General features: G+C 57.7%; 22 protein-coding genes, 1 tRNA gene and 1 pseudogene. 10 read left to right on the top strand and 14 right to left on the bottom strand.

From position 1 onward, the window contains the following. Window positions 1–2 precede the first annotated feature (2 nt). The 3 genes from ectB (at window position 3) to thpD (ending at window position 2,704) form a co-directional block, all read left to right on the top strand. Window positions 3–1,310, top strand: a complete 1,308-nt coding sequence (gene ectB / locus ACIY1O_RS12325) for a diaminobutyrate--2-oxoglutarate transaminase (protein ID WP_397475393.1) — start codon at window positions 3–5, stop codon at window positions 1,308–1,310. Beyond that, window positions 1,307–1,705: an ectoine synthase gene (locus tag ACIY1O_RS12330; protein ID WP_397475394.1), complete on the top strand. Its 399-nt coding sequence runs from the start codon at window positions 1,307–1,309 to the stop codon at window positions 1,703–1,705. Before ectB ends, ACIY1O_RS12330 begins: the two co-directional genes overlap by 4 nt. A gap of 81 nt (window positions 1,706–1,786) precedes the next feature. Next, window positions 1,787–2,704 carry an ectoine hydroxylase gene (gene thpD / locus ACIY1O_RS12335; RefSeq protein ID WP_397475395.1) on the top strand — a complete coding sequence of 306 codons (918 nt, stop codon included), beginning with the start codon at window positions 1,787–1,789 and terminating at the stop codon, window positions 2,702–2,704. A 113-nt stretch (window positions 2,705–2,817) separates the two neighbouring features. Here thpD and ehuA read toward each other — a convergent pair whose 3' ends face one another. From ehuA to ehuB, 4 genes are all read right to left on the bottom strand, one after another. Then, window positions 2,818–3,600, bottom strand: coding sequence for an ectoine/hydroxyectoine ABC transporter ATP-binding protein EhuA (ehuA, locus tag ACIY1O_RS12340; protein WP_397475396.1), 783 nt, complete (start codon window positions 3,598–3,600; stop codon window positions 2,818–2,820). Then, window positions 3,597–4,289, bottom strand: coding sequence for an ectoine/hydroxyectoine ABC transporter permease subunit EhuD (gene ehuD, locus ACIY1O_RS12345; protein ID WP_397475397.1), 693 nt, complete (start codon window positions 4,287–4,289; stop codon window positions 3,597–3,599). The genes ehuA and ehuD overlap by 4 nt, the downstream gene beginning before the upstream one ends. After that, on the bottom strand, window positions 4,289–4,960 hold the full coding sequence (gene ehuC, locus ACIY1O_RS12350; protein ID WP_397475398.1) for an ectoine/hydroxyectoine ABC transporter permease subunit EhuC: 672 nt from the start codon (window positions 4,958–4,960) through the stop codon (window positions 4,289–4,291). Before ehuC ends, ehuD begins: the two co-directional genes overlap by 1 nt. 86 nt (window positions 4,961–5,046) lie before the next feature. Further along, window positions 5,047–5,934 carry an ectoine/hydroxyectoine ABC transporter substrate-binding protein EhuB gene (gene ehuB / locus ACIY1O_RS12355; protein WP_397475399.1) on the bottom strand — a complete coding sequence of 296 codons (888 nt, stop codon included), beginning with the start codon at window positions 5,932–5,934 and terminating at the stop codon, window positions 5,047–5,049. 331 nt (window positions 5,935–6,265) lie between these two features. On the opposite strand from ehuB, the gene aroG reads away from it, so the two are divergent. The 3 genes from aroG (at window position 6,266) to mnmA (ending at window position 10,061) form a co-directional block, all read left to right on the top strand. Further along, window positions 6,266–7,342, top strand: a complete 1,077-nt coding sequence (aroG, locus tag ACIY1O_RS12360) for a 3-deoxy-7-phosphoheptulonate synthase AroG (protein ID WP_397475400.1) — start codon at window positions 6,266–6,268, stop codon at window positions 7,340–7,342. Between the two features lie 72 nt (window positions 7,343–7,414). Continuing rightward, window positions 7,415–8,845: an FAD-binding oxidoreductase gene (locus ACIY1O_RS12365; protein WP_397475401.1), complete on the top strand. Its 1,431-nt coding sequence runs from the start codon at window positions 7,415–7,417 to the stop codon at window positions 8,843–8,845. A gap of 97 nt (window positions 8,846–8,942) precedes the next feature. Next, window positions 8,943–10,061: a tRNA 2-thiouridine(34) synthase MnmA gene (gene mnmA, locus ACIY1O_RS12370; RefSeq protein ID WP_397475402.1), complete on the top strand. Its 1,119-nt coding sequence runs from the start codon at window positions 8,943–8,945 to the stop codon at window positions 10,059–10,061. Window positions 10,062–10,073: 12 nt separating this feature from the next. Here the strand turns inward: mnmA and ACIY1O_RS12375 are convergent, their stop codons facing one another. The 8 genes from ACIY1O_RS12375 to ACIY1O_RS12410 form a co-directional block, all read right to left on the bottom strand. Further along, entirely contained in the window at window positions 10,074–10,730 is a 657-nt protein-coding gene (locus ACIY1O_RS12375; protein ID WP_397475403.1) for a glutathione S-transferase N-terminal domain-containing protein, read from the bottom strand. Window positions 10,731–10,818: 88 nt separating this feature from the next. Then, complete coding sequence (locus ACIY1O_RS12380; protein ID WP_397475404.1) at window positions 10,819–11,568, bottom strand: IclR family transcriptional regulator; 750 nt, start codon at window positions 11,566–11,568, stop codon at window positions 10,819–10,821. Continuing rightward, window positions 11,568–12,131 carry a VOC family protein gene (locus tag ACIY1O_RS12385; RefSeq protein ID WP_397475405.1) on the bottom strand — a complete coding sequence of 188 codons (564 nt, stop codon included), beginning with the start codon at window positions 12,129–12,131 and terminating at the stop codon, window positions 11,568–11,570. Before ACIY1O_RS12385 ends, ACIY1O_RS12380 begins: the two co-directional genes overlap by 1 nt. Window positions 12,132–12,151: 20 nt before the next feature. Continuing rightward, on the bottom strand, window positions 12,152–13,660 hold the full coding sequence (mhpA, locus tag ACIY1O_RS12390; RefSeq protein WP_397475406.1) for a bifunctional 3-(3-hydroxy-phenyl)propionate/3-hydroxycinnamic acid hydroxylase MhpA: 1,509 nt from the start codon (window positions 13,658–13,660) through the stop codon (window positions 12,152–12,154). A 10-nt stretch (window positions 13,661–13,670) separates the two neighbouring features. After that, window positions 13,671–14,975 (bottom strand): TRAP transporter large permease, encoded by a 1,305-nt coding sequence (locus ACIY1O_RS12395; protein ID WP_397475407.1) that lies wholly within the window; start codon window positions 14,973–14,975, stop codon window positions 13,671–13,673. A gap of 65 nt (window positions 14,976–15,040) precedes the next feature. Then, a complete protein-coding gene (locus ACIY1O_RS12400) occupies window positions 15,041–15,520 on the bottom strand; it encodes a TRAP transporter small permease (protein ID WP_397475408.1) in 480 nt (159 codons plus the stop codon). Window positions 15,521–15,545: 25 nt separating this feature from the next. After that, window positions 15,546–16,574 carry a TRAP transporter substrate-binding protein gene (locus ACIY1O_RS12405; RefSeq protein ID WP_397475409.1) on the bottom strand — a complete coding sequence of 343 codons (1,029 nt, stop codon included), beginning with the start codon at window positions 16,572–16,574 and terminating at the stop codon, window positions 15,546–15,548. Between the two features lie 107 nt (window positions 16,575–16,681). Then, complete coding sequence (locus ACIY1O_RS12410; RefSeq protein ID WP_397475410.1) at window positions 16,682–17,533, bottom strand: fumarylacetoacetate hydrolase family protein; 852 nt, start codon at window positions 17,531–17,533, stop codon at window positions 16,682–16,684. Between the two features lie 241 nt (window positions 17,534–17,774). Between ACIY1O_RS12410 and purB the strand changes: the two genes are divergently transcribed. Together purB and ACIY1O_RS12420 are read left to right on the top strand one after the other, a co-directional pair. Further along, a complete protein-coding gene (gene purB / locus ACIY1O_RS12415; RefSeq protein WP_397475411.1) occupies window positions 17,775–19,151 on the top strand; it encodes an adenylosuccinate lyase in 1,377 nt (458 codons plus the stop codon). Between the two features lie 129 nt (window positions 19,152–19,280). After that, window positions 19,281–19,356, top strand: a tRNA-Lys gene (locus ACIY1O_RS12420). Window positions 19,357–19,372: 16 nt separating this feature from the next. Here the strand turns inward: ACIY1O_RS12420 and ACIY1O_RS12425 are convergent. After that, window positions 19,373–19,570 (bottom strand): annotated as a pseudogene (locus tag ACIY1O_RS12425) (tyrosine-type recombinase/integrase); the annotation flags it as partial. A gap of 215 nt (window positions 19,571–19,785) precedes the next feature. Here ACIY1O_RS12425 and ACIY1O_RS12430 point away from each other — a divergent pair. Together ACIY1O_RS12430 and ACIY1O_RS12435 are read left to right on the top strand one after the other, a co-directional pair. Then, a complete protein-coding gene (locus ACIY1O_RS12430; RefSeq protein ID WP_397475412.1) occupies window positions 19,786–20,052 on the top strand; it encodes a BrnT family toxin in 267 nt (88 codons plus the stop codon). Further along, window positions 20,039–20,314 carry a BrnA antitoxin family protein gene (locus ACIY1O_RS12435; RefSeq protein ID WP_397475413.1) on the top strand — a complete coding sequence of 92 codons (276 nt, stop codon included), beginning with the start codon at window positions 20,039–20,041 and terminating at the stop codon, window positions 20,312–20,314. The genes ACIY1O_RS12430 and ACIY1O_RS12435 overlap by 14 nt, the downstream gene beginning before the upstream one ends. A 251-nt stretch (window positions 20,315–20,565) precedes the next feature. Here ACIY1O_RS12435 and ACIY1O_RS12440 read toward each other — a convergent pair whose 3' ends face one another. Then, window positions 20,566–21,324, bottom strand: coding sequence for a GAF domain-containing protein (locus ACIY1O_RS12440; protein ID WP_397475414.1), 759 nt, complete (start codon window positions 21,322–21,324; stop codon window positions 20,566–20,568). Between the last annotated feature and the right edge of the window lie 53 nt (window positions 21,325–21,377).

Below are 21,377 nucleotides of genomic sequence, written 5' to 3' on the forward strand. Positions count from 1 at the left end.
ATTTGAACATTTTTGACCGGATGGAGTCCGAGGTGCGGGGCTACGTCCGGTCGTTCCCGGTAATTTTCAATCAGGCGCGCGGCTCGGTTTTGCTGGACGAAGCCGGCAAGGAGTACGTCGACTTCTTCAGTGGTGCCGGCAGCCTGAACTACGGCCACAACAACCCAATCCTGAAAAAAGAGATCATCGAGTATCTGAACTCGGACGGTGTGATACACGGCCTCGACATGGCAACCACCGCCAAAAAGGATTTCCTTGAAACCTTTGATCGCGTGCTGCTCAAGCCGCGCAACTGGAACTACAAGCTGCAGTTCACGGGCCCGACGGGCACCAATGCGGTTGAAGCGGCACTGAAGCTGGCTCGACTGGTCAAGGGGCGCCCCAACATTATTTCGTTTACGCACGGCTTCCACGGTGTCAGCGGCGGCTCTTTGGCGGTAACCGCCAACGCCAAGTTTCGCGATGCCGCCGGCGTTTCGCTGGCCAACACCACCTTTGTGCCCTATGACGGCTACTTTGGTCCTGATGTAAACACCATCAGCTATCTCGAGCGCATGCTCGAAGACCCCAGCAGCGGCATGGACAAGCCTGCAGCTGTGATTGTCGAGACGGTGCAAGGCGAGGGCGGCGTTAACGTTGCGTCCATGCGCTGGCTGAAAGACCTTGAAAAGCTATGCCGTCAGCATGACATGCTGCTTATCGTCGACGACATCCAGGTGGGTTGTGGCCGTACAGGAAGCTTCTTCAGCTTCGAATCTGCGGGTATCAGCCCCGACATCATTACGCTGTCCAAGTCTCTATCCGGATTTGGCCTGCCCATGTCGCTGGTGCTGTTCAAGCCCGAATTGGATATTTGGAAGCCCGGCGCCCATAGCGGTACCTTCCGGGGCAACAACATGGCTTTCGTGACTGCAAGCCAGGCATTGGATAGCTATTGGGCCGACGAAACATTCTCCGCTGCTGTGGAACGCAAGGCGGGCATGGTGCGCGATTGGCTCGAGAACCTGGTTCATAGCTATCCCATGGCTGACCTCAGCGTTCGCGGCCGCGGCCTGATACAAGGCCTCGTTACGCCGGCAGGCGATGACATGGCAAACCAGTTCTCGCGCAAGGCGTTTGAACATGGACTGGTCATTGAAACGTCCGGCGCCAACGACGAGGTGCTGAAAGTACTGCCGGCCCTTACCATCACGGAAGATGAACTCAAGAAGGGACTCGAGATTATTGAACGCAGCGTTGCAGAAGTACTGCAAGAAAAGGGCGTAAGTTCAAGCGCCCACGTTTTGAAATTTGGAGGTAAACGTCGATGATAGTCAAGAACGTGAAGGACGTGATTGGCACAGAACATGAAGTCAAGACCGAAACGTGGCTGAGCCGTCGCGTGCTTTTGCAAAAAGATGGCATGGGCTTTTCGTTTCACGAAACCGTCATCTTTCCGGGTACCGAAACCCACATTCATTACCAGAACCATCTGGAGGCGGTGTGGGTGATCGAGGGCGATGGGGAAATTGAAACCATTGCAGACGGCAAGAAATACGCGTTGGGTCCTGGCGTTGTCTATGCGTTAGATCAGCACGACGAGCATTGGCTGCGAGGCGGCAAAGAGCCGCTGCGGGTGCTCTGCGTGTTCAATCCGCCCCTGACGGGATTCGAGGTTCACGACGAAGATGGGGTGTATCCGGCCGCGGTAACTGATGCGGCCTAAGTGTTAGAACATGGCGCGGGCAGGCCTGCCGGCGGTCGTTATGATCGGTGGCTTGGCCGGCCCGTCCAGAAGGAGCAAGCTATGACTATGGGTGATTTATACGTTTCGCGAACCGACCGGGGCGCTGCGATCATTGCGCGGCAAGATCCCGTGGTATACGAAGGCGGCACCTACGCCGACGCGCTTGATTCAGAAAAGATCGAGTCCTACAACCGTGATGGCTTCATCATGCTTGATGGCGTCTTCGACGAGACAGAGGTCGAAGGCCTGCTCGATGAAGTCAAGCGCATGAGCCTTGATGACGAAATCGCCGGCATGGACGAAGCGATCCGAGAGCCGGGCAGCGATGCCGTGCGTTCGATCTTCAGGGTGCACGAATTAAGCGACCGCATTGCGGCTTTGGCCCGCGATCCGCGCCTGCTTCATGTGGCACGCCAGATTCTGGGCTCGGAAGTCTACATTCACCAGTCGCGTGCCAATATGAAGCCTGGCTTCAAGGGCAAAGAGTTCTATTGGCATTCTGATTTTGAGACTTGGCATGTTGAAGACGGCATGCCCAATATGCGCGCGGTAAGCTGCTCGGTTTTGTTGACGGACAACAATGACTGCAACGGGCCGCTGATGCTTATTCCGGGTTCGCACATGCAGTTCATCTCGTGCCAGGGCGAGACGCCCGACGAGAACTACAAGAAGTCGTTGCGTGCGCAAGAATACGGTGTGCCTGATCCGCTAAGCCTGCAAATGCTGGCAGATCAAGGAGGTATTCGCCAAATGACAGGCAAGGCCGGGTCGGTGGTGTTTTTTGATTGCAATGCTATGCATGGCTCCACTGGCAATATTTCGCCGTGGCCCAGGGCTAACGTGTTCATGGTGTACAACAGTGTGGAAAACGCACTTAACCCGCCGAAGTACGGTTTGAAGCCGCGGCCCGAGTACATTGCCACGCGTAAGGATTTTTCGCCTCTTGAGCCTGCCGAGTCAACGAGCGTCGTCGCTTGACACGCTGATTCGTAGGTTCGTTTCGGCTGGGGCTCTTAAGCAGCTTCGTTAGCCGGAGCTCTTGAGCGCCCGAAGGCTTGCATTGGCGGCCGGCTCAAAGCGAGAAGTAATGTTCAAGCAGCCGGGTTCAGGAAGGCGTCCAGGAATTCTCGGGTGCGGGCTTCTTGGGGCTTGCCAAACAGTTGCTCTGGCGGGCCTTCTTCCACCATGCGGCCCTTGTCGAAGAAGCAGATGCGGTCGGATATTTGTTTGGCGAACTGCATTTCGTGGGTTACCAGCAGCATGGTCAGATCGTGCTTCTGGGCCAGGCGCTGAATAACGGTTAGAACCTCACCCACCAGTTCGGGGTCAAGCGCAGAGGTGGGCTCATCGAACAACATGATGCGCGGTCGCATGGCCAGGGCTCGTGCGATGGCCACGCGCTGCTGCTGGCCGCCGGAGAGCTGGCTGGGAAATTTGTCGGCGTGATCGCTTAAGCCGACGAGTTCGAGGTATTCATCGGCACGTTCGCAAGCCTCTTTTTTGGAGAGCTTCAGCACGTGGACGGGCGCTTCGGTAACGTTACGGCGCACGGTCATGTGGGGAAACAGGTTGAATTGCTGGAACACCATGCCCATTTCTTTGCGCATGAGGCGCAAGTGGGCCTCGCCGGCCGGCACAAGTTTTCCGTTGCGCTCTTCGTGCCAGAGGGGCTTTCCGACCACGTGAATGGTGCCTGCATCTATGCCTTCTAGTGTCATGAGAATGCGCAGTACGGTCGATTTTCCAGAACCTGAAGGCCCAATTATGGTGACTTTCTCACCCTGGTTCACATGAAAATCCAGCTCGTCCAACACGGTGACGTCGCCGAAGCGCTTGACGACGCGGTCGAAGCGGATGATGGCTTGTTCGTTCATTTCAGCGGAAGACCTCGTTTTGGAAGGCGGGTGTCAAGATAGCGGACCCCCGCCGAAGCGATGAGGGTCATTATCAGATACAGGGCGCCGACCATGGATAGGGGAATGACGTAGTAGAAGCTGCGGTCGCCGATGATTTGCGCGACCCTGAGCATCTCCAGTACCGATACCACAGACAGCACGGGCACGTCCTTCATGATGGAAACCAGGTAGTTGCCCAGTGCGGGGATGATGCGTGGCACGGCCTGGGGAAGGATGATGACGGTAAAGGTGCGCAAGGGGGACAGGTCGAGCGCGCGGGCGGCCTCGGTTTGGCCCTTGGCTACCGACTCGATGCCCGCGCGGTATACCTCGGACATATAGGCGCTGTACTGCAGCCCCAGTGCAAGCGCTCCGGTCAGAAAGGCGGGCAGCAGTATCCCGTATTCGGGCAGTACGTAATAAAGGAAGAAAAGCTGCACCAGCAAGGGGGTGTCGCGCAGAAATTCGCTGATGGCTCGTGCGGGCCACGAAATGAGTCGTGAGCGAGCCGCTTTGAGTCCCGCCAGCACCAAACCCAGTACGGCGGCCACCGCGAAACCCACTACGGTGGCCTGGATTGTGACGACCATTCCGCGCAGCAATATGGGCAGTATGGAAGCGGCGAACAGCCAGTCGTTGCTTGTGTCCCACTCTATGCCAAATAACATCAGGCCCCCCCTGTACGCCAGCGCCCAACCGACCGCTCAAGCAGTTTCATGATGGCGGTGAGCACCAGCGCCATGCCGAAATACATCAGCAGCAATATGGAGTAGATGGTGGTGCTGTCTTGGGTGAAGTTGCGGATCTGCTCGGCCTTGAAAGCCAGGTCGCCCAGGCTGATCAAGGAGACCAGGGCGGTATCTTTAAGGTTCTGTATGGCCAGGTTGCCGAAACTGGGCATCATTTCAGGGATTGCCTGGGGCAGGCTGATGCGCCAAAGGGTTTGACGTGGTGTGAAATCGAGTGATTTGGCCACCTCGTGCTGCTCACGCGGCACTGCCTGAAGGGCGCCGCGCACCACTTCGGCGCCATAAGCCCCGATGTTCAGGCTTAAGGCAAGTGCGCCGGCCGCCACGGGAGGCAGTCGCAAATTGATGCCTATCGCCTCGCCGATAAGAGGCAGGGCGAAATACAGCCAGAACAATTGCACCAGTAAAGAGGTGCCTCGGAACACTTCAATGAAGCTCACCGACAGCCAGCGTGCGGTCCGGTTTGGAGAGATCCGGCCAATGCCGAACAGGAACGAGAAGAATGCCCCGCCTATCGTCGAGATAACGGTAAGCTGGACAGTGACCCATGCGCCTTCGAGCAAGGGGACGATGTAGTTCATCCAGTGCATGCGTGGATTCCTTGCTTGGCCGCCGGCAGCCGTGTCTTGCGCAGGCAGGCGGCGGGGTGTGGATACTGGCTCATCTGGTCAACCCGTCAGTGCGCAGCGCACAATTGCTCGCGCGTACGTGCAAATGATTCGTCGGCATCGGCCTGGCTGAAGCCGTGGCGAGACAGTATTTCCCGCCAGGCCTCGGTCTGCTTGAAGCGCGCCAGTTCGTCATCCACCGCCCGGGCCAGTTCGCCGGAGTCAATATTGAATGTAAATGCACCCCAACTTCGAACCGGCTCTCCGTCTACGATGGGATCGATGAAATCGCTTGCCGCTTCCACGCGGCGATCTTTGCCGGCCAATTGAAGAATGGTGGCGCTGGTGGCCGCATAGGCGCTGGCCCGGCCGGTGGCTACGGTGGAGATGGCGTCGGAATTGCTGGAGATGGTTACCATCTGCTCGTGTGGCACCCCGAGCGCTTGCAGAATTTCGAGCTGGTCGGCGCCGGACATGATCGCCACTTTGTCGTCGGAGCCGGCAAAGTGTTCGAACGAATGGATATTGCGTGGATTGCCGCTGGCAACCAGCAGGCCTTCGCCGTAGGAGCTGTTGGGCTCGGAAAACAACACGTGTCCGCAACGCTGGGGGAGGATGGCCATTTCGGCCGCCACCATGTCGAAGCGTCTGGCGCGCAAGCCCGGTATCAGCGCGCTGAAGGTCGTGCTGATCCACTCTATTTTCTTGACACCGAGCTTTTCGGCGATATGCTTTGCCACGTCGGGCCCCACGCCCTGGGGCCTGCCGCGCAGATCCATGTAGCCGTAGGGGATTTCGTTGGCAACGGCGATGCGCAAGACGCCACGTTCTTTGATCTGGTCTAAAGTTGCGGCATGAGCCGAAGAAGCCCAGGCCAGACCGGCCAGTAATGCGACCGCCGGCAACAATGCTGATTCAAGCCATTTTTTCAGGCGTTTTTTATATTGGTTTATCACGCTGTTTAGTCGCTGCGCCCTGCGGGCGGTGCGTGTAATGATTCTGATAAGAATGATACAGTACAAAATCATTTCACTTCAAATGAATAAGTTCGGGGTGGGTCCTTCGCTGTCTCTTTTTCTTGCCACTGGGGGTCGCATGTGGTAAGATGTCCAGCATGAATCGTGCCGTCTACGCTTTCTTTTATTTTTTTGCTTTTCCAACACCGCTGGTGGAGGAAGGGAAGCGTCGTACGCACTAATAAACGCCCAATTCCTGAAAAGCCGCCAGCATAGAAGCTAGGCGGCTTTTTTTGTACCGTCTGGCCGATGGCAATAACCGGAGTAGCTTGTGTCACACAATACCGACGATTTACGTATCCGCGAAATCAAAGAACTCAGCCCCCCCTCGCACATCATGCGCGAGCTCGCCAGCACTAACGACGTTTCGCGCACCGTTTATGCCGCTCGTAACGCCGTTCATAACGTCTTGCACGAAACGGACGACCGCCTGGTCGTCGTCATCGGCCCATGTTCCATACACAATACCAAGGCGGCGCTCGAGTACGCGGGCCGGCTCAAAGAGCAGCGGGATCGTTTTCAAGGTGAACTCGAGATCATCATGCGTGTGTACTTCGAAAAGCCGCGCACGACGGTGGGTTGGAAAGGTTTAATCAACGATCCCAACCTTGACGGCAGCTTTAACATCAACCAAGGCCTGCGCGCAGCACGTCAATTACTGCTTGATGTCAATGCCATGGGCCTGCCTGCCGGCTGTGAATTCCTTGACATGATCACTCCGCAATACATCGCCGACCTCGTCTCCTGGGGAGCCATCGGAGCGCGCACCACCGAAAGCCAGGTTCACCGCGAGCTGGCTTCCGGGCTGTCGTGTCCTGTCGGCTTCAAGAACGGCACTGACGGTAACGTACGCATTGCCCTGGATGCCATCAAGGCGGCTTCCCAGCCGCATCATTTTCTGTCGGTGACGAAGGGCGGCCATTCGGCCATTGTTTCCACGGTCGGCAATGAAGATTGCCATGTCATCCTGCGCGGCGGCAAGGCGCCCAACTACGATGCGGCAAGTGTCGAGGCCGCCGGCCAAGACATGATCAAGGCCGGCCTGAAGCCTCGCATCATGGTCGATGCCAGCCATGCCAACAGCAATAAAGACTACACCCGGCAGCCTCAGGTTATCGACGACGTCTGCGGCCAGATCTCGGCGGGCGATCAACGCCTCTGCGGCGTAATGGTCGAAAGCCATTTGGTCGGCGGCCGCCAAGACTTGGTTGTCGGTAAACCGCTGGTCTATGGGCAAAGCATTACTGACGGCTGCATTGATTGGGATACCTCGGTGCAGGTTCTAGAGCGTTTGTCCGAAGCGGTACGCGAACGTCGCCGGGTTTCGGTGCAGACCAGCGCCGCGTAATTGAATAAAGGCGGTCGTTTACTTTCGGCGCCCGCCTTTATCGCAGTCTTTCCATTGTTCAACGGAACGTCCATGAACCCATTAAAGCCCAGCCCTTCCAGCCGCCGCGTCATCCCGGCCGGCTTCATGGAGGCGCTTGGCGAGCGCTTCGGAGCCGCGTTTTCTGTCGCCGAAGCCGTGCGGGCGCATCATGGCCGCGACGAGTCTCCTTATCCGCCCATGCTGCCTGACGGCGTGGTGCACGCTCAAAGCATCGAAGACATTGCTTGGGTGGCGGCGCATTGCCATCGGCATAAAGTGCCTCTTATTCCCTTCGGTTCGGGTTCCTCCCTTGAAGGCCATATCCTGGCTGTCCAGGGGGGCATCAGCCTTGATCTTTCAGGCATGGATCAGATTCTGTCGGTCGATGCCGAAGACCTGTGTGCGACTGTGCAGGCGGGGGTACGGCGTAAGCAGCTTAACGAGCATTTGCGCGACACAGGGCTTTTCTTTTCAGTCGATCCGGGGGCGGATGCCACGCTGGGCGGCATGGCTTCGACTCGCGCCTCGGGCACCAATGCCGTCCGATACGGCACGATGCGCGACAACGTCATGGCGTTGAAGGTCGTCACAGCCGACGGCCGCATCGTGCATACGGGCTCGCGGGCACGCAAGTCGTCTGCGGGTTACGACCTGACCGGTGTATTTGTGGGTAGCGAGGGTACGCTGGGCATTATTGCCGAGGTTACGGTACGGCTGCGTCCGCAGCCCGAGGCTGTGTCGGTGGCCACCAGCAACTTTCCCACGCTCGAGGCGGCCGTCAATAGCGTCATCGACATCATCCAGATGGGGGTGCCCATTGCCCGCGTAGAGTTCATGGACACTGACGCCGTGAAGGCCACCAACGCCTACAGCAAGTTAGACTTGGCCGAATCGCCGTTGCTGCTGTTCGAGTTTCACGGCAGCCCCGCGGGGGTTAAAGAGCAGGCTGCCATTGTCGGTGAGATCACGGCAGACCATGGCGGCGCCGACTTCCAGTGGGCAGAGCACCCCGAAGATAGAACCCGGCTGTGGACAGCCAGGCACAACGCCTATTTTGCCGGCATGCAGCTGCGACCCGGCTGCCGCGCCACCACGACTGACGTCTGCGTGCCCATTTCGCAATTGGCCAAATGCGTAAGCCAGACCGCGGCCGATCTGGAAACCGCCAGCTTTCCGCACACCATATTGGGGCATGTCGGCGATGGTAATTTCCATGTCATGATGCTTATCGATCCCGACAACGCCGATGAGTGGAAAGAGTCCGAGCGTATCAACCGCCGCCTTGTGGAACGTGCCATCGCCATGGGAGGAACGTGTACCGGCGAGCACGGCGTGGGGCTGCACAAGATGGAATTCATGGCCGCCGAGCACGGCGAAGAGGCGCTGGAAATCATGCGCAGCCTTAAACGGGCTTTCGATCCGCATGACATACTCAACCCCGGCAAAACGATTCCAGCCGCCCCGGAAGTTCCCAGCGTCTGAGTCGCGCTGTATTTATCGGCGCTCTGCAGACTTTTTCGGCAAGTATGGGTTGCAGACGCCGACCAAGCCGGCCATTGCCGGCGTTTAAAATAATGTCATGACATCAACTTCAACATCGAAAGGACGGGTCGTTGTCGGTATGTCCGGCGGCGTCGATTCGTCCGTCAGTGCTTGGCTGCTGAAACAGCAAGGCTACGAGGTCATCGGCCTGTTCATGAAGAACTGGGAAGACGACGATGATTCCGAATATTGCTCCACTCGCCAAGATTGGCTGGACGCTGTCAGCGTCGCCGATCTGATCGGCGTGGATATCGAAGCCGTCAATTTCGCAGACGAATACAAAGACCGCGTGTTTGCGGAGTTCCTTCGCGAGTATTCGGCCGGCCGCACACCCAACCCCGACATCTTGTGTAACGCCGAGATCAAGTTCAAGGCCTTTCTCGATCACGCAATGTCGCTGGGGGCGGAGCGCATCGCAACCGGCCACTATGCTCGGGTGCGTGAAGTGGCCACGCCCGACGGAAACCGCTTCGAGCTGTTGAAAGGGCTGGACGCAAGCAAGGATCAAAGTTATTTTTTGCATCGCCTGAATCAGGCGCAATTGTCGCGCACCTTGTTCCCCCTGGGCGAACTGCCCAAGACCGAGGTGCGCCGCATCGCCGCCGAGCTGGGCTTGCCCAACGCCGCCAAGAAAGATTCCACCGGCATCTGCTTTATCGGTGAGCGTCCCTTTCGTGAGTTTCTCAATCGGTACCTGCCGACCAAAGAAGGGCCGATCAAGACGCCTGAAGGCCAAGAGCTGGGGAGCCATATGGGCTTGGCTTTTTATACATTGGGTCAGCGCAAAGGCCTGGGCATAGGCGGCGTGAAGGGCCGCCAGCGAGCAGACGGCACCGCGGAAGCCTGGTACAGCGCGCGCAAGGACATCGAAAGCAATACCTTGTTTGTCGTCCAGGGGCATGATCATCCCTGGCTGCTTTCAAGTCGGTTGCGAGCCCAGGATGCCAGCTGGATATCCGGCAATCCACCCTCGGCGGGCGCCTATGCCGCCAAGACTCGCTATCGACAGCCCGATGCGTCCTGCCGCCTGCTAGAGGCTACCGTCGAGGGTGGATTTGAACTGGATTTTGACGAGGAACAATGGGCGGTGACGCCCGGGCAGTCGGCCGTGCTGTATGACGGCGACATATGCCTGGGCGGCGGCATTATCGTCTAGAAGTTTGCGGTTTTATTGCGGCTGCTGGTCTATCGCGATGTCTTGTGCTTGCTGCTTGCCGGCCGGCATGGCGCTGGCGATGAACGAAGGACGCTCGTAGAGTTTGTCGGCCAGCAGGGCGAGGTTGGGATGCTTGCCACGCCATTGCAGTTCGGGACACCGAAGCTCGAGATAGCCCAGCGCACACCCTACGGCCACGTCGGCGAGACTGAAATTGACGCCCGTACAGAAGGCATTGGGTTCGAGGCCGTGTTCCATGAACTGGAGCGCGGCGTCGATCTTGCTTTGCTGGCGGCGGACCCAGTCGGTGCTGCGCTGGTGTTCGGGGCGCTGTGTGCTTTCAACCCGGATCGCGACGGCCGCATCCATGACGCCATCGGCGATGGCTTCCCAACACTTGGTGGCGGTGCGGTCACGACTGGCCTGCGGCAATAGCCGGCCAACGGGCGAAAGAGTGTCGAGGTATTCAACGATGACGCGCGAATCGAAAAGGCTGCCGCCGTCGTCCATGACCAGACAGGGGACTTTGCCCAGCGGGTTGTATTGCTGGATTTGGGTTTCTTCCGACCACACATCCTCGAGAACGAGCTCGTACTCAAGCTTTTTTTCGGCCATTACGACGCGTACTTTACGCACGTAAGGGCTTGTCAGCGAACCGAAAAGTTTCATGTCTGCCAGAATAAGTTGCGGTGCGTAAAGTATAGCAGGGAAGCTGCGCCGGTCATTGGCCTTGCATGGGTAACGGCGGGGATGCAGGTCAGGGTGTTGGTTTATCGAAACGTGCTTGTATCAGAACCGCGGCTGCTTCCAGCCACAAACGCAATTGATCTTCGCCGGCTGCTTTCAAGCCCGGTATTGTTCCTACCAGTGCAAGAGCGCCGGTCAGGCCTTTGTCGGGGCTGATGATGGGCACTGCGGCGCCGCCTACCGAAGGTTCCAGCTCGCCCAGAGAAAAATAAAATCCTTGGCGGCGGATGTGGCTTAAGCGTGTGCGGAATTCAGACAAATGGTTGCCAAGGCCTGCGGCCCGTGCCTCGTCCTTGTTCGCTTCGTACAGCCGTGTCAATTGCTGGCGCGGCAACTGAGAAACTAATATTTTGGCCGCTGCCCCCTGAAACAATGGGCGTACGCGCCCGCGGCCATAGGCCAGCCTCAGGCTGGAGCTGTCGTTAACTCGGTGGGTATCTACGATTTTGCCGCCAAACATTCGGGACAGCACGGCGTCGAAACCGCTTTCGTCACTGAGATGTTGCATGATGGGAGCTGCCGCTACATACACGGGGTCGGTCTGGCGCTGGATGTAATCCAGAGTGACAATGCGTCCGCCCAAGGCATAGCGGCCCGCCGAGACCTTTTGCAGAAATCCTGCATCGACCAGCTCTTTGACGTAGCGATAGCCTGTGGGACGGCTGTATGCCAGCTCTTGATTGATTTCGTCGGCCGACCAGAGTGGCCGTTCGGGGGTGAAGAGCTCGAGTATCGCGAAAACCCGAGAGGGGCTGCTCATTACGAATCCTCTTGTGCGATGCCCATCTTGCGTGCAACTTCAGCGCGCCATTCGCTACGCGTCCGGAACCCGGGCAAAGAACGCGCATGTCGTTCGAGGCTGGCCATCAGAGCGTCATCGTCAAGCGAGAGATCGACGGGCATGCGAAACGGCTGGTTAACGTACCAGGGCAGGTCAAGGTAAAGCTCAAGTCGGTTGCCTTCGGGATCGCGTACATAGACAGAGATGGCGTTGCCATGGGTCGCGGGCTGAATGTCGTTAGCGCCGTACTCTATCATGCGTTGGTACATTAGCCGCAATGTCCCAAGGCTGTCGGCCTTCAGGGAAATCTGGTTGATCACATTGAATTCCAGCTGTGGTGGACGCCCCGAAACCAGCACGATCTGGTGATGCTCGTCGGGATCACGGCTCATGAATACAAGAGATACTGCGCCGTTGGGTGTTTCGAGTTCACCGCGATCTGTAACGGTGAATTCCAGCAGCCGCGTGTAAAAGTCCTCCATAAGCGGAATGTCGTATACGAAGATGCCGATGTGGCTGAACGTAAGGCCGGGTCTACTCATGATGTCCTCTGTGTGGTGGCTTATGTGAATGCGATGTGTTCAGTGCAAAAGAGGCGTTTCAGTTCGTCAGGCGTTTGGCCGACGGCGGCGATGTAGCGGTCGGGTCGGATCAGAGCTGCTTTGGCGGGCAAGCCCACCAACCAATGCCGCGTCCGCTCGTCATGGGCGACGTGAACGGCATATTGCCCGCCGGCCCCTGTCATGGCCGCTTTGGCAGCCTCGGGCAACGCGATGATTGAAAACTGATAGCCGGCAACCTCGTCGAAGCGGCGTCCGTCCGGGGTAAACGGCTGCAATGCGATCCTGCCCGCCACGCCGTCGCCATTGTGGGCGCCTGGTCCAAGCTGCGGGTTGGGCGTAGTGAACATTTCGGGGTTGTTGGCCATTTCGGCGTCGCGGCGCCTGGCGACTTCGGGGTCGCGGGTTTGGATGATCGAGCCCAGACGCACTGCGGCTTCAATAAATTCTCGCACATGAGGCGAACGCTCTGATTCATAGGTGTCCAACAGGTCTTCAGACGCACGTCCACGAATCACCTCAGCCAGCTTCCAGCCCAGGTTGGCAACGTCGCGTATTCCTGCGCACAAGCCCTGGCCCATGAAGGGAGGCGTTTGATGGGCTGCGTCACCGGCGATCAACATGCGGCCTTTGCGCCAGCCCTTGGCCACCACCGAATGGAAGGTATAAACAGCGGGACGTTCCAGCAGGCCGTCTTTGGGAGTTATCCAACGTGAAAGCAGCTTCCAGATGTTTTCCGGGAGCGCCATTTCGGCCGCGTCTTCGTCCGGCATGATCATGAGCTCCCAGCGGCGTCGCTGACCTGCGCCGCGCACATACGTGGCGGGGCGGGCCGGATCGCAGTACTGAATGCTGTGGTCGCCAAGATCGGGACGGTCACGCTTGAGCAGTACGTCAACCACCAGCCAACGTTCGTGCGACTTCATGTCTTCCAGTTCGGTATCCAGTAGCCTGCGGACGAGAGAACGGGCGCCGTCGCACCCCACCACATAGCGGGCGCGCAATTTCAACAAGCGGCCGTTGGTCAGGTTTTCGACACGCAGCAGGGCATGGTCGGCGTGTTGCTCGATGGCGAAGACGTCGTGTCGCAGACGCACATGGGCGTTGTCATATTGTGCCAGGCGTTCGCGCAGCATGATCTCTAGGTCGGGCTGATGGAAACGATAGCTTGGGCGCCATGCTTGCGGGCCCACGTCGGTAGGACGCTTCCAGTCGATCAGTATCTTGCCTTCGGCGTTCAAGAAGCGCATGCCGGGCGCCACCACCAGCGATGGCTCCAGCGCATCGGCGATGCCTATGGTCTGGAATACACGCATCACTTCGCCGTCAAAGTGTATGGCACGAGGCAAGGGAAACACGTCTGCTTCGCGCTCCAGCACAAGCACGCTCAGCCCGCGCAGCGCCAGCAGGTTGGCTAGCGTGGCGCCAGCAGGCCCGTATCCGACGATGGCCACGTCATACAGGTGGTCAACGCCATTTGTTTCTTGGTTTGAAGCAGAATTGCGACTCATGATGGAAATCTCAACTTAATACAGAGGGAAGCCACAGCACCAGCATGGGGAAGGCCATGAGGATGCCCAGCCGCAGGAAGCTGGACGCAAGGTAAGGCAACACCCCACGATAGATTTTTGAGAAAGGTATGTCCGGCGCAACGCCGTGCACCACGAAGACGTTCATACCCAAAGGCGGCGTGAGTTGACCGATTTCGATAATGACGATGTTGATCACCCCCCACCAGACAGGATCGAATCCCCAACTGATTACCAGCGGAAGCGCGAAGGGCATGGCAATGACCATGGCGGCCAGTTCGTCGAAAAAAGCGCCGGCCACGATGAACACCAACAGGATTAGACACATTGCGGCCCACACCGGTATGCCAGAGCCTTCAACGGCCTCGACCAGCACACGGGGGGTTTGAGTGACGGCCGCGAAATAGCCGAACAGCGACGCACCAATCAGCAGGACATAAATCATGGCCGAGGTGGATGCGGTGCTGGTCAGGGCGCGGCGCAAACCTGTCAGTGTCAGGGCGCCGCGCATCAAGGCAAATACGAAAGCGATGGCGGCCCCAACGGCGGCGGCTTCCGTGGCAGTGAATGCGCCGCCAACCATGCCGCCCACAACGATAAGGGCCAGTAATATCACTTGCCAGCTTTGAGCCAAAGCATGCAGCCGTTCGTTCATGGGCGCTTTCGGTCCAATAGGTGCATGTAGAGGATAACAGCGGGAATAAATGGCGATTGCCCCGTATTGCATCAGTACGGCAAGCAGTGCGGGTAGAAGGGCCGCTATGTACATGGTGACGATGAGTTCCTGCGCCAGCACCGCATAAACCACCATGGCGGACGAGGGCGGAATAAGGGTGCCCATCGTGCCCCCGGCCGCGACGGTGGCGGCGGAGAATCCGGGTTCATAGCCGCGTTTGCGCATGGAGGGCAGCGCGGCCCAGCCGAAGGTCGCGGTGGTGGCGACCGAGCTGCCGCAAACTGCCCCAAAGCCTGCGCAGCCGCTGATGGTGGCCGCCGCCAACCCTCCGCGGCGATGGCCGATCAGGGCGTAAGCTAGGCGATACAGATCTTCGGATAGGCCCGCAACGTTGGCAAAAGCGCCCATCATGATGAACAGCGGAATGGTAAGCAGATCCAGCGAAGAAAGAGTAACGGCCACTTCGGAAGCGATCATGGCCAGTGCCGGAGAGGGGCCGGCCAGGGCTGCGAATCCGACCACTCCTGCGATGCCCATGGCAATGCCTACGGGCACATGCAACAGCAACAGCGCGAATGTGGCGGCCAGCCCCAGCAAGGTAAGAATTACGGGATCGTTCATTTTTTTTCCGGGCGATGGACGAACGGCGTCCGCCGAAACTTCGGCTAATCAGAGGGTCCAGAAGTTCAGGACGTGGAGGGGTCTGTCAATGTGGCCAGGGCAACCAGTGCTGTCAGCAAGGTAAAGACGGCAACCGCCGTCCACCAAGGCCATACGGGCCATCGCAAAGTGGGCATGGCTTCGCCTGCCTGATACATGTCAAGCGCGTATAACGCGCATTGCCATGCCATGACGGCGAAGAAAAGAGCAGTAACCACGGCGCCGAATAAGTTCAGCGCCTTCAGGGCTTGCGTACCCAGGCTGCGGCCCACGAAATCAACCGAGATATTGCCGCGTGAGGCGACTACGTGCGGCATGCACGCAGCCAGTAAGGCTGCGGCAGCTACCATGGTTAGATCGGTCAGACCCCGAATAGGCGTGGCGAACAAATACCGCATGAGGATGTCGCCGGTGGTGACGGCTGCAAGTATCAATAAGCCGAAGACTGCGAGTCCGGCCAGGGCCTCTGCAAACCAGGCGGCCCTGCGATGAAGCGTGATTATCATGGCTACACCCCCACGCGTTGCAACATTAGCCGCCCGAGCGGACTTTCTTGACATTGGCAGTGAACGATTCGTAGAGGCTTTCGTGCTTGGGGTCCAATTTGCGCCAATCGTCAATAACAGGCGTTACGGCCTCTTTCCACGAATTGACGGTGGCCTCATCTGGCAGGACGACGGTATTGCGGGTAGATTTCTGTACTTTGCCCAGGACCTCTTCCTGCTGGGCGTCAAAAGCCTGGCCAATTTGTTTTGATAGCAGTTCGCCGCTGAAGCGGTCGATGGCTGCGCGGGCTTCGGCAGGCAGCGCCTCATAACGGTCTTTACGCATGACCACGCCCACTGCGACCGCCCCAAGCGGCACGTTGAGATGGTGGGAAGTGACCTGGTCCACCTTGAAGTCGCCGACGAAGCCCCAGTTATTCAGGGTCATGTCAACCACGCCACGCGACAAGGCTTCCGCGATCTGGCCGCCACCCACTTGAACCGGAGCGCCGCCCAGCAGCTCGACCATGCGGGTGGGAATGTCGCCCGAAACGCGGACACGCTTGCTTTGCATGTCAGAAGGTTGGTTGACTGGGTTGTTGGCGTGGATGGTGACGGGCGATGTGGCTGCGATAGCCAACACCTTAAGATCGTCAAACCCGCCTAGCTCACCGTTGTCAAACATGTGCTGCAGGGCCAGACTGCCCTCGATTGCCGTTTCGGTAGCGAAGGGCAAGCCCACCACGTCGGCGTCGTCAAAGCGTCCGGGCGTGTACGGCAGCACCACCCAAGCAAGGTCGGCCACGCCGTCGGTGACCAACTTGAGCTGTTGTGCCGGGTTGCGGCCCAACGTGCCACCGGCGAACATGGAGATCTCAAGGGTACCGTTGGAGGCCTCGCTGGCGTTCTTGGCGAAAGGGGTCAGGACTTCCGATGTGATTTTCGCCATGGGGGGCTCAAAGCTTGAAAATCGCAGCTTTGCCGCTTCTGCGGCCACGGCGGGCATTAGGGCGCTGGCAGTCAGCAGGGCTGCAGCTATCAAGCTGTGGCGGCGCGTGAGGCAGATGGGTTTCATGTTGTCTCCTGGTGGCGGGCTATGCCGTAAATTGAATTGTTAGGTTGCGTGCGCGGGTTGTGTTCTTATAGGCCCGCGCTCGAACCAGCCGATGGGGTTCGAAGCAATCAAGCTTCGGACACTATGGGGTTGCGTAACACACCTACCTTGTCGATCTCCACTTCGACAACATCGCCGGGCTTCATCCAGACGGGGGGCTGGCGGCGGGCTCCGACACCGCCGGGGGTGCCGGTAACGATGACGTCGCCGGGCTGCAAGGGCGCAATTGCGGAAACGTACGCGATCTGGCGCTGGATACTGTGAATCATCATGTCAGTGGTGGCCCGCTGCATTTCCTGGCCATTCAGGCGAGTGACCAGAGTTAGCTGCGTATGAGCGGGTATTTCGTCTGCCGTGACCATCCAGGGGCCGAAGCCGCCCGTGCGCCAGAAGTTCTTTCCCGGCCCCCATTGTTGGGTATGGCGTTGCCAATCGCGAATGGTGGCGTCGTTGTAGCAGCTGTAGCCGGCGATGTGGTCGAAAGCAGCGGCCTCGGCGATGCGCCGGCCAGGTTTGCCGATGATGACGGCGATTTCTCCTTCGTAATCCAGTTGGGTTGACTCCTGGGGCACCGGAATAGCTTGGCCCTGGCCCACTTGCGAATCTGCGACGCGCAAAAAGAAGGTGGGCATTTCGGTGACTTCACGATTGGTTTCGCGTACGTGCTCGTCGTAGTTGAGTCCGCAGCACCAGATCTTGCCCGGTTGGGGAATGACCGGCAGGAAGGTGACGCTGTCTTCGGGGAAGTCGGCTTTGCGGCCAGCCACAGCCTGTTCAGCTTCTTTGATCGCATCGGCTGCGATCAGAGCTTTCAAGTCGGCATATCGGTTATTGAGCGCGACGCCTAAATCGACGATACCGCCTTGAGTTATGGCGCCGAAGCCGTGGCTGCCGTGGCGTTCGTAGCTGATGAGCTTCATAAGTGGGGATTTCCTGGTTGCCTGGCTAATGGGAAGTGTCGTGTCATAAATCTCAATAAAAGAGATTTAATTACGATCAGTTTTTCATGTCAAGCAAGAAATTCCCATTTGGTGCCGCGGTTCTGGAAAACCCTGAGGTAGTAGACATGCGTTGCGATGAGAAACGCGAGTCATCAGATAAGTGAGACGCCACGCGCGCTGGTAAAATGGTCTGTTTTGTCTATTCAATCGGTTTTAAGCCATGCAGATTGCCTCCGACCTGACGTCGTTAAATGCCCTGTCGCCCCTGGATGGGCGTTACGCCTCACGCACTCATTCGTTGCGTGGGCTACTGTCCGAAGCCGGCTTCATGGCGCATCGGGTCGAGGTGGAAGTTGCCTGGCTGATCGGCCTGGCCGACGGCAGCTTGCCTGAATTGCCCGCTTTTTCGCCTAAGGCGATCGAGCAGTTGCGGGCGCTGGTGGCAAATTTTTCAGAAGCCGACGCCGAACGCATCAAGCAAATCGAGCGCACCACCAACCATGACGTGAAGGCGGTGGAGTACTGGCTGAAAGAGAAGGTGGCCGACTACCCCGAACTGGCCAAGGCCGGCGAGTTTATTCATTTTGCGTGCACGTCCGAAGACATCAACAACACCTCGCACGCTCTGATGCTGACACGCACCCGCGAACAGGTGCTGTTGCCCATGCTGACGCAAGTGCGCGACACCATTGCGGGCTTGGCATCGCAGCATGCCGACCAGCCGCTGTTGGCGCGTACCCACGGCCAGCCCGCCAGCCCCACCACCATGGGCAAAGAATTTGCCAATGTTGCACATCGGCTATCTCGTGCGTTGGCTGATATCGAGGCAGTTCAGCCTTTGGCCAAGCTCAACGGCGCAACGGGCAACTACAACGCCCATTTGTCCGCCTATCCTGAAATCGACTGGCCGGCCTTTAGCGCAAGCGTACTGAAACAGTTGGGGCTTACCCAAAACACCCACACCATTCAGATCGAGCCACATGACTGGATGGCAGCCTTGTTTGATGCGGTGGCGCGCGCCAACACCATTTTGCTGGATTTCAACCGTGACATCTGGGGCTATATTGCGCTGGGCTATTTCAAGCAAAGGCTCAAAGAGGGTGAGGTGGGCTCTTCCACCATGCCACACAAGGTCAACCCCATCGATTTTGAGAACTCGGAAGGCAATATCGGCCTGGCAAATGCCATGTTGCACCATCTTGCCGAAAAGCTGCCGGTCTCGCGCTGGCAGCGCGATCTTACTGACTCGACCGTGTTGCGCAATTTGGGCGTGGCGTTCGGCTACTGTGCTGTGGCATGGGATGCCTGCCTGCGAGGGCTAGGCAAGCTCGAGCTTAATGCGGCAGCCATTGATGCCGATATCGACGCTTGCTGGGAGGTTCTGGCAGAACCTGTTCAAACGGTCATGCGGCGCTTCGGCCTGCCCCAGCCTTACGAGCAGCTAAAGGCGCTGACGCGTGGCAAGGGCATCACGCAAGAAGCGCTGCGTGAATTTATCCAGCAATTGGAATTGCCTGCCGACGCCAAGCAGCGTTTGCTGGATATGACGCCGCGCAACTACATAGGTTTGGCAGCAAAGCTGGCGATCGAAAAATAGGGCGCGTACAAGGCCGTGGGCGAGCCGGATTCATACCAAAGTCGCGCCCTCAAAGGACGCTTTAACCTGTCCAAAAATACGGCCGTAATGCCAAAATCAGCATAAAAATTCTGTTAGAATTTCGCCCGGGGGGCTTTAGCTCAGTTGGTAGAGCAGAAGACTCTTAATCTTTTGGTCGAGGGTTCGAGCCCCTCAGGCCCCACCAGAAAAAGCTCGTAATTTCAGTAGGTTAAGGTCGCCTCTTGCGCGACCTTTTTCTTTTCTGAATCTTCGTGTGCCAGAAATGTGACATTTTCGGCGTGGTGCGGGTACTTCTGCACCATCTCGATGGTTTCCCATCCGCCCAGCTCTTTAAGCACTATGAGCTGCGTGCCCTTCTGAACGTGCCACCATGCCCACGTGTGGCGAAAGTCGTGGAAGGTGAGTCTTATAGAATCAGCGCTGCTGGGGAAACATCAATCACCCATGGGCGGATTACATCGAGTCGCATGGCGGGGCCCGGAGGATTGCCCTTGAGGCGGTGGCCTGACGAAACCCTACTCAGAACGGGAGGGCAAGAGAAAACCCACCGGGCGTAATCTTGTAACTACAAATATTTCTTGCCGATCTTTATTCTTGTAGCTACAATAATTGAATGCACATTACTTACGACGTCGCAAAGGACAAAGCGAACCGGGCCAAGCATGGCGTGTCGCTGTCCCTGGCTCGTGGGCTGGATTGGCCAGAGGTAATGGCAAAGCCGGATACCCGACGTGACTATGGCGAGTTGCGAGAAATCGGGTACGGCGTGATTGAAAACCGCCTGTACTGTGTGGTGTTCACGCAGCGACGCAACATGATGCACGTGATCAGCCTGCGCAAGGCGAACAGCAGAGAGGTAAAGAACTATGCCGAAACTTAAAAAGGGATTGATACTACCGACGCCTGAGGAAGATGCTGCAATCGATGCTGGCATCAAGGCTGACCCGGATACCTATGAGCTATCGAAGGGCGAATTCAAGCAACTCAAGCGAGTAGGGCGCCCAAAGAGTGATTCTCCCAAGGTGCAACTGACCGTGCGTTATGACGCCGATATCGTCGAAGCGTTCAAGGCCGGGGGCGAAGGGTGGCAGACTCGGATGAACAGCGCGCTTCGTGACTGGCTCAAGACGCATCGGGTGTAGGGCAAAATAAACCCGGCGCGGGGCCGGGTTTATTTTCATTCAAACGAATCGGTCAAGCTGGCGCCAAATCGTTCTTTCTGGGCGGCCCGAAGTTCTCCTTTGCGCCTTCTCGGATTCCGGAACTGCCGGACGTAATCGCCTGGCGCCCTCGCTCAGTCAGAATGAGTTCTTTAACGACTATCTTCGCGCCAGGCTTGGATATAACCTTGCTGTCGGCCACAAATTGCCATTTCTTTGATTCATTAGCCATATTAGGTATACCTCTTAGTGACGAAATCGCTTATTGCGTCGCTTCCTACCCCCAGGATCTGCCGAACATCCTCTCGGTCGAAAATTTCTCGCTCACTTGAGTCCAAGTAAATCACACCGAGGGTTCTATGTCCAGAAGAATCCAACACTGGAATCGCAGCTGCGGAGTATCTGCCTGATGTGAGGCTTCTGGCCTGGATGTCCGTATACCCCCATTCTTTGACAAGCTCACGCCTGTGCTCAGGCTCGTCAACGCTATTGCTCGACATCACAGTTGGAGTAGTGCTTCGTATAGCATGTCCGGTAATCCCCGTATTAATGGAGAATTCCCTGGCCGTGCCGGGATCATTCCAGCCGACATACGGGATAATTTGCTCAATTTTTGTCGGGTTGGAGAGCGGCGGAACTACTCGATGGAATGTAGCTCGCATTTCACCCCCGCACCCAACTTGCTGACAATAATGAGAGAGGACCGCATGCAGCGTTGCCACCGCAGCGTAGAGGCCCTCATGCACCACATCAGGCTCCTCTTTCTTGTCTTCGCTTGCGGCGGTAACAACTCTCAAAAGCGATGCAATTATCAGCCAGACAATCGCCGCGAGCGCCCAAGAGCGAATTGATGACGTGCTTTCCTCTGGTATTCGATACAGCATGACTATGCCGAAGATAATTGGCGGGCCGTTATAAATGCATTCCCTGAACCATTTCTTGGCCCACCACTTCTTGCGGCGGGCGGTTGGAATATGCTTTGACAACCTCAATTCATAACTCCTCGTTCATCACATCCCCACATCAAACCAAACTGTCACAGCAT

Origin of the sequence: Pusillimonas sp. (genome assembly GCF_044464525.1) — a bacterium.
In the GTDB taxonomy this organism is placed as follows: domain Bacteria; phylum Pseudomonadota; class Gammaproteobacteria; order Burkholderiales; family Burkholderiaceae_B; genus Pusillimonas.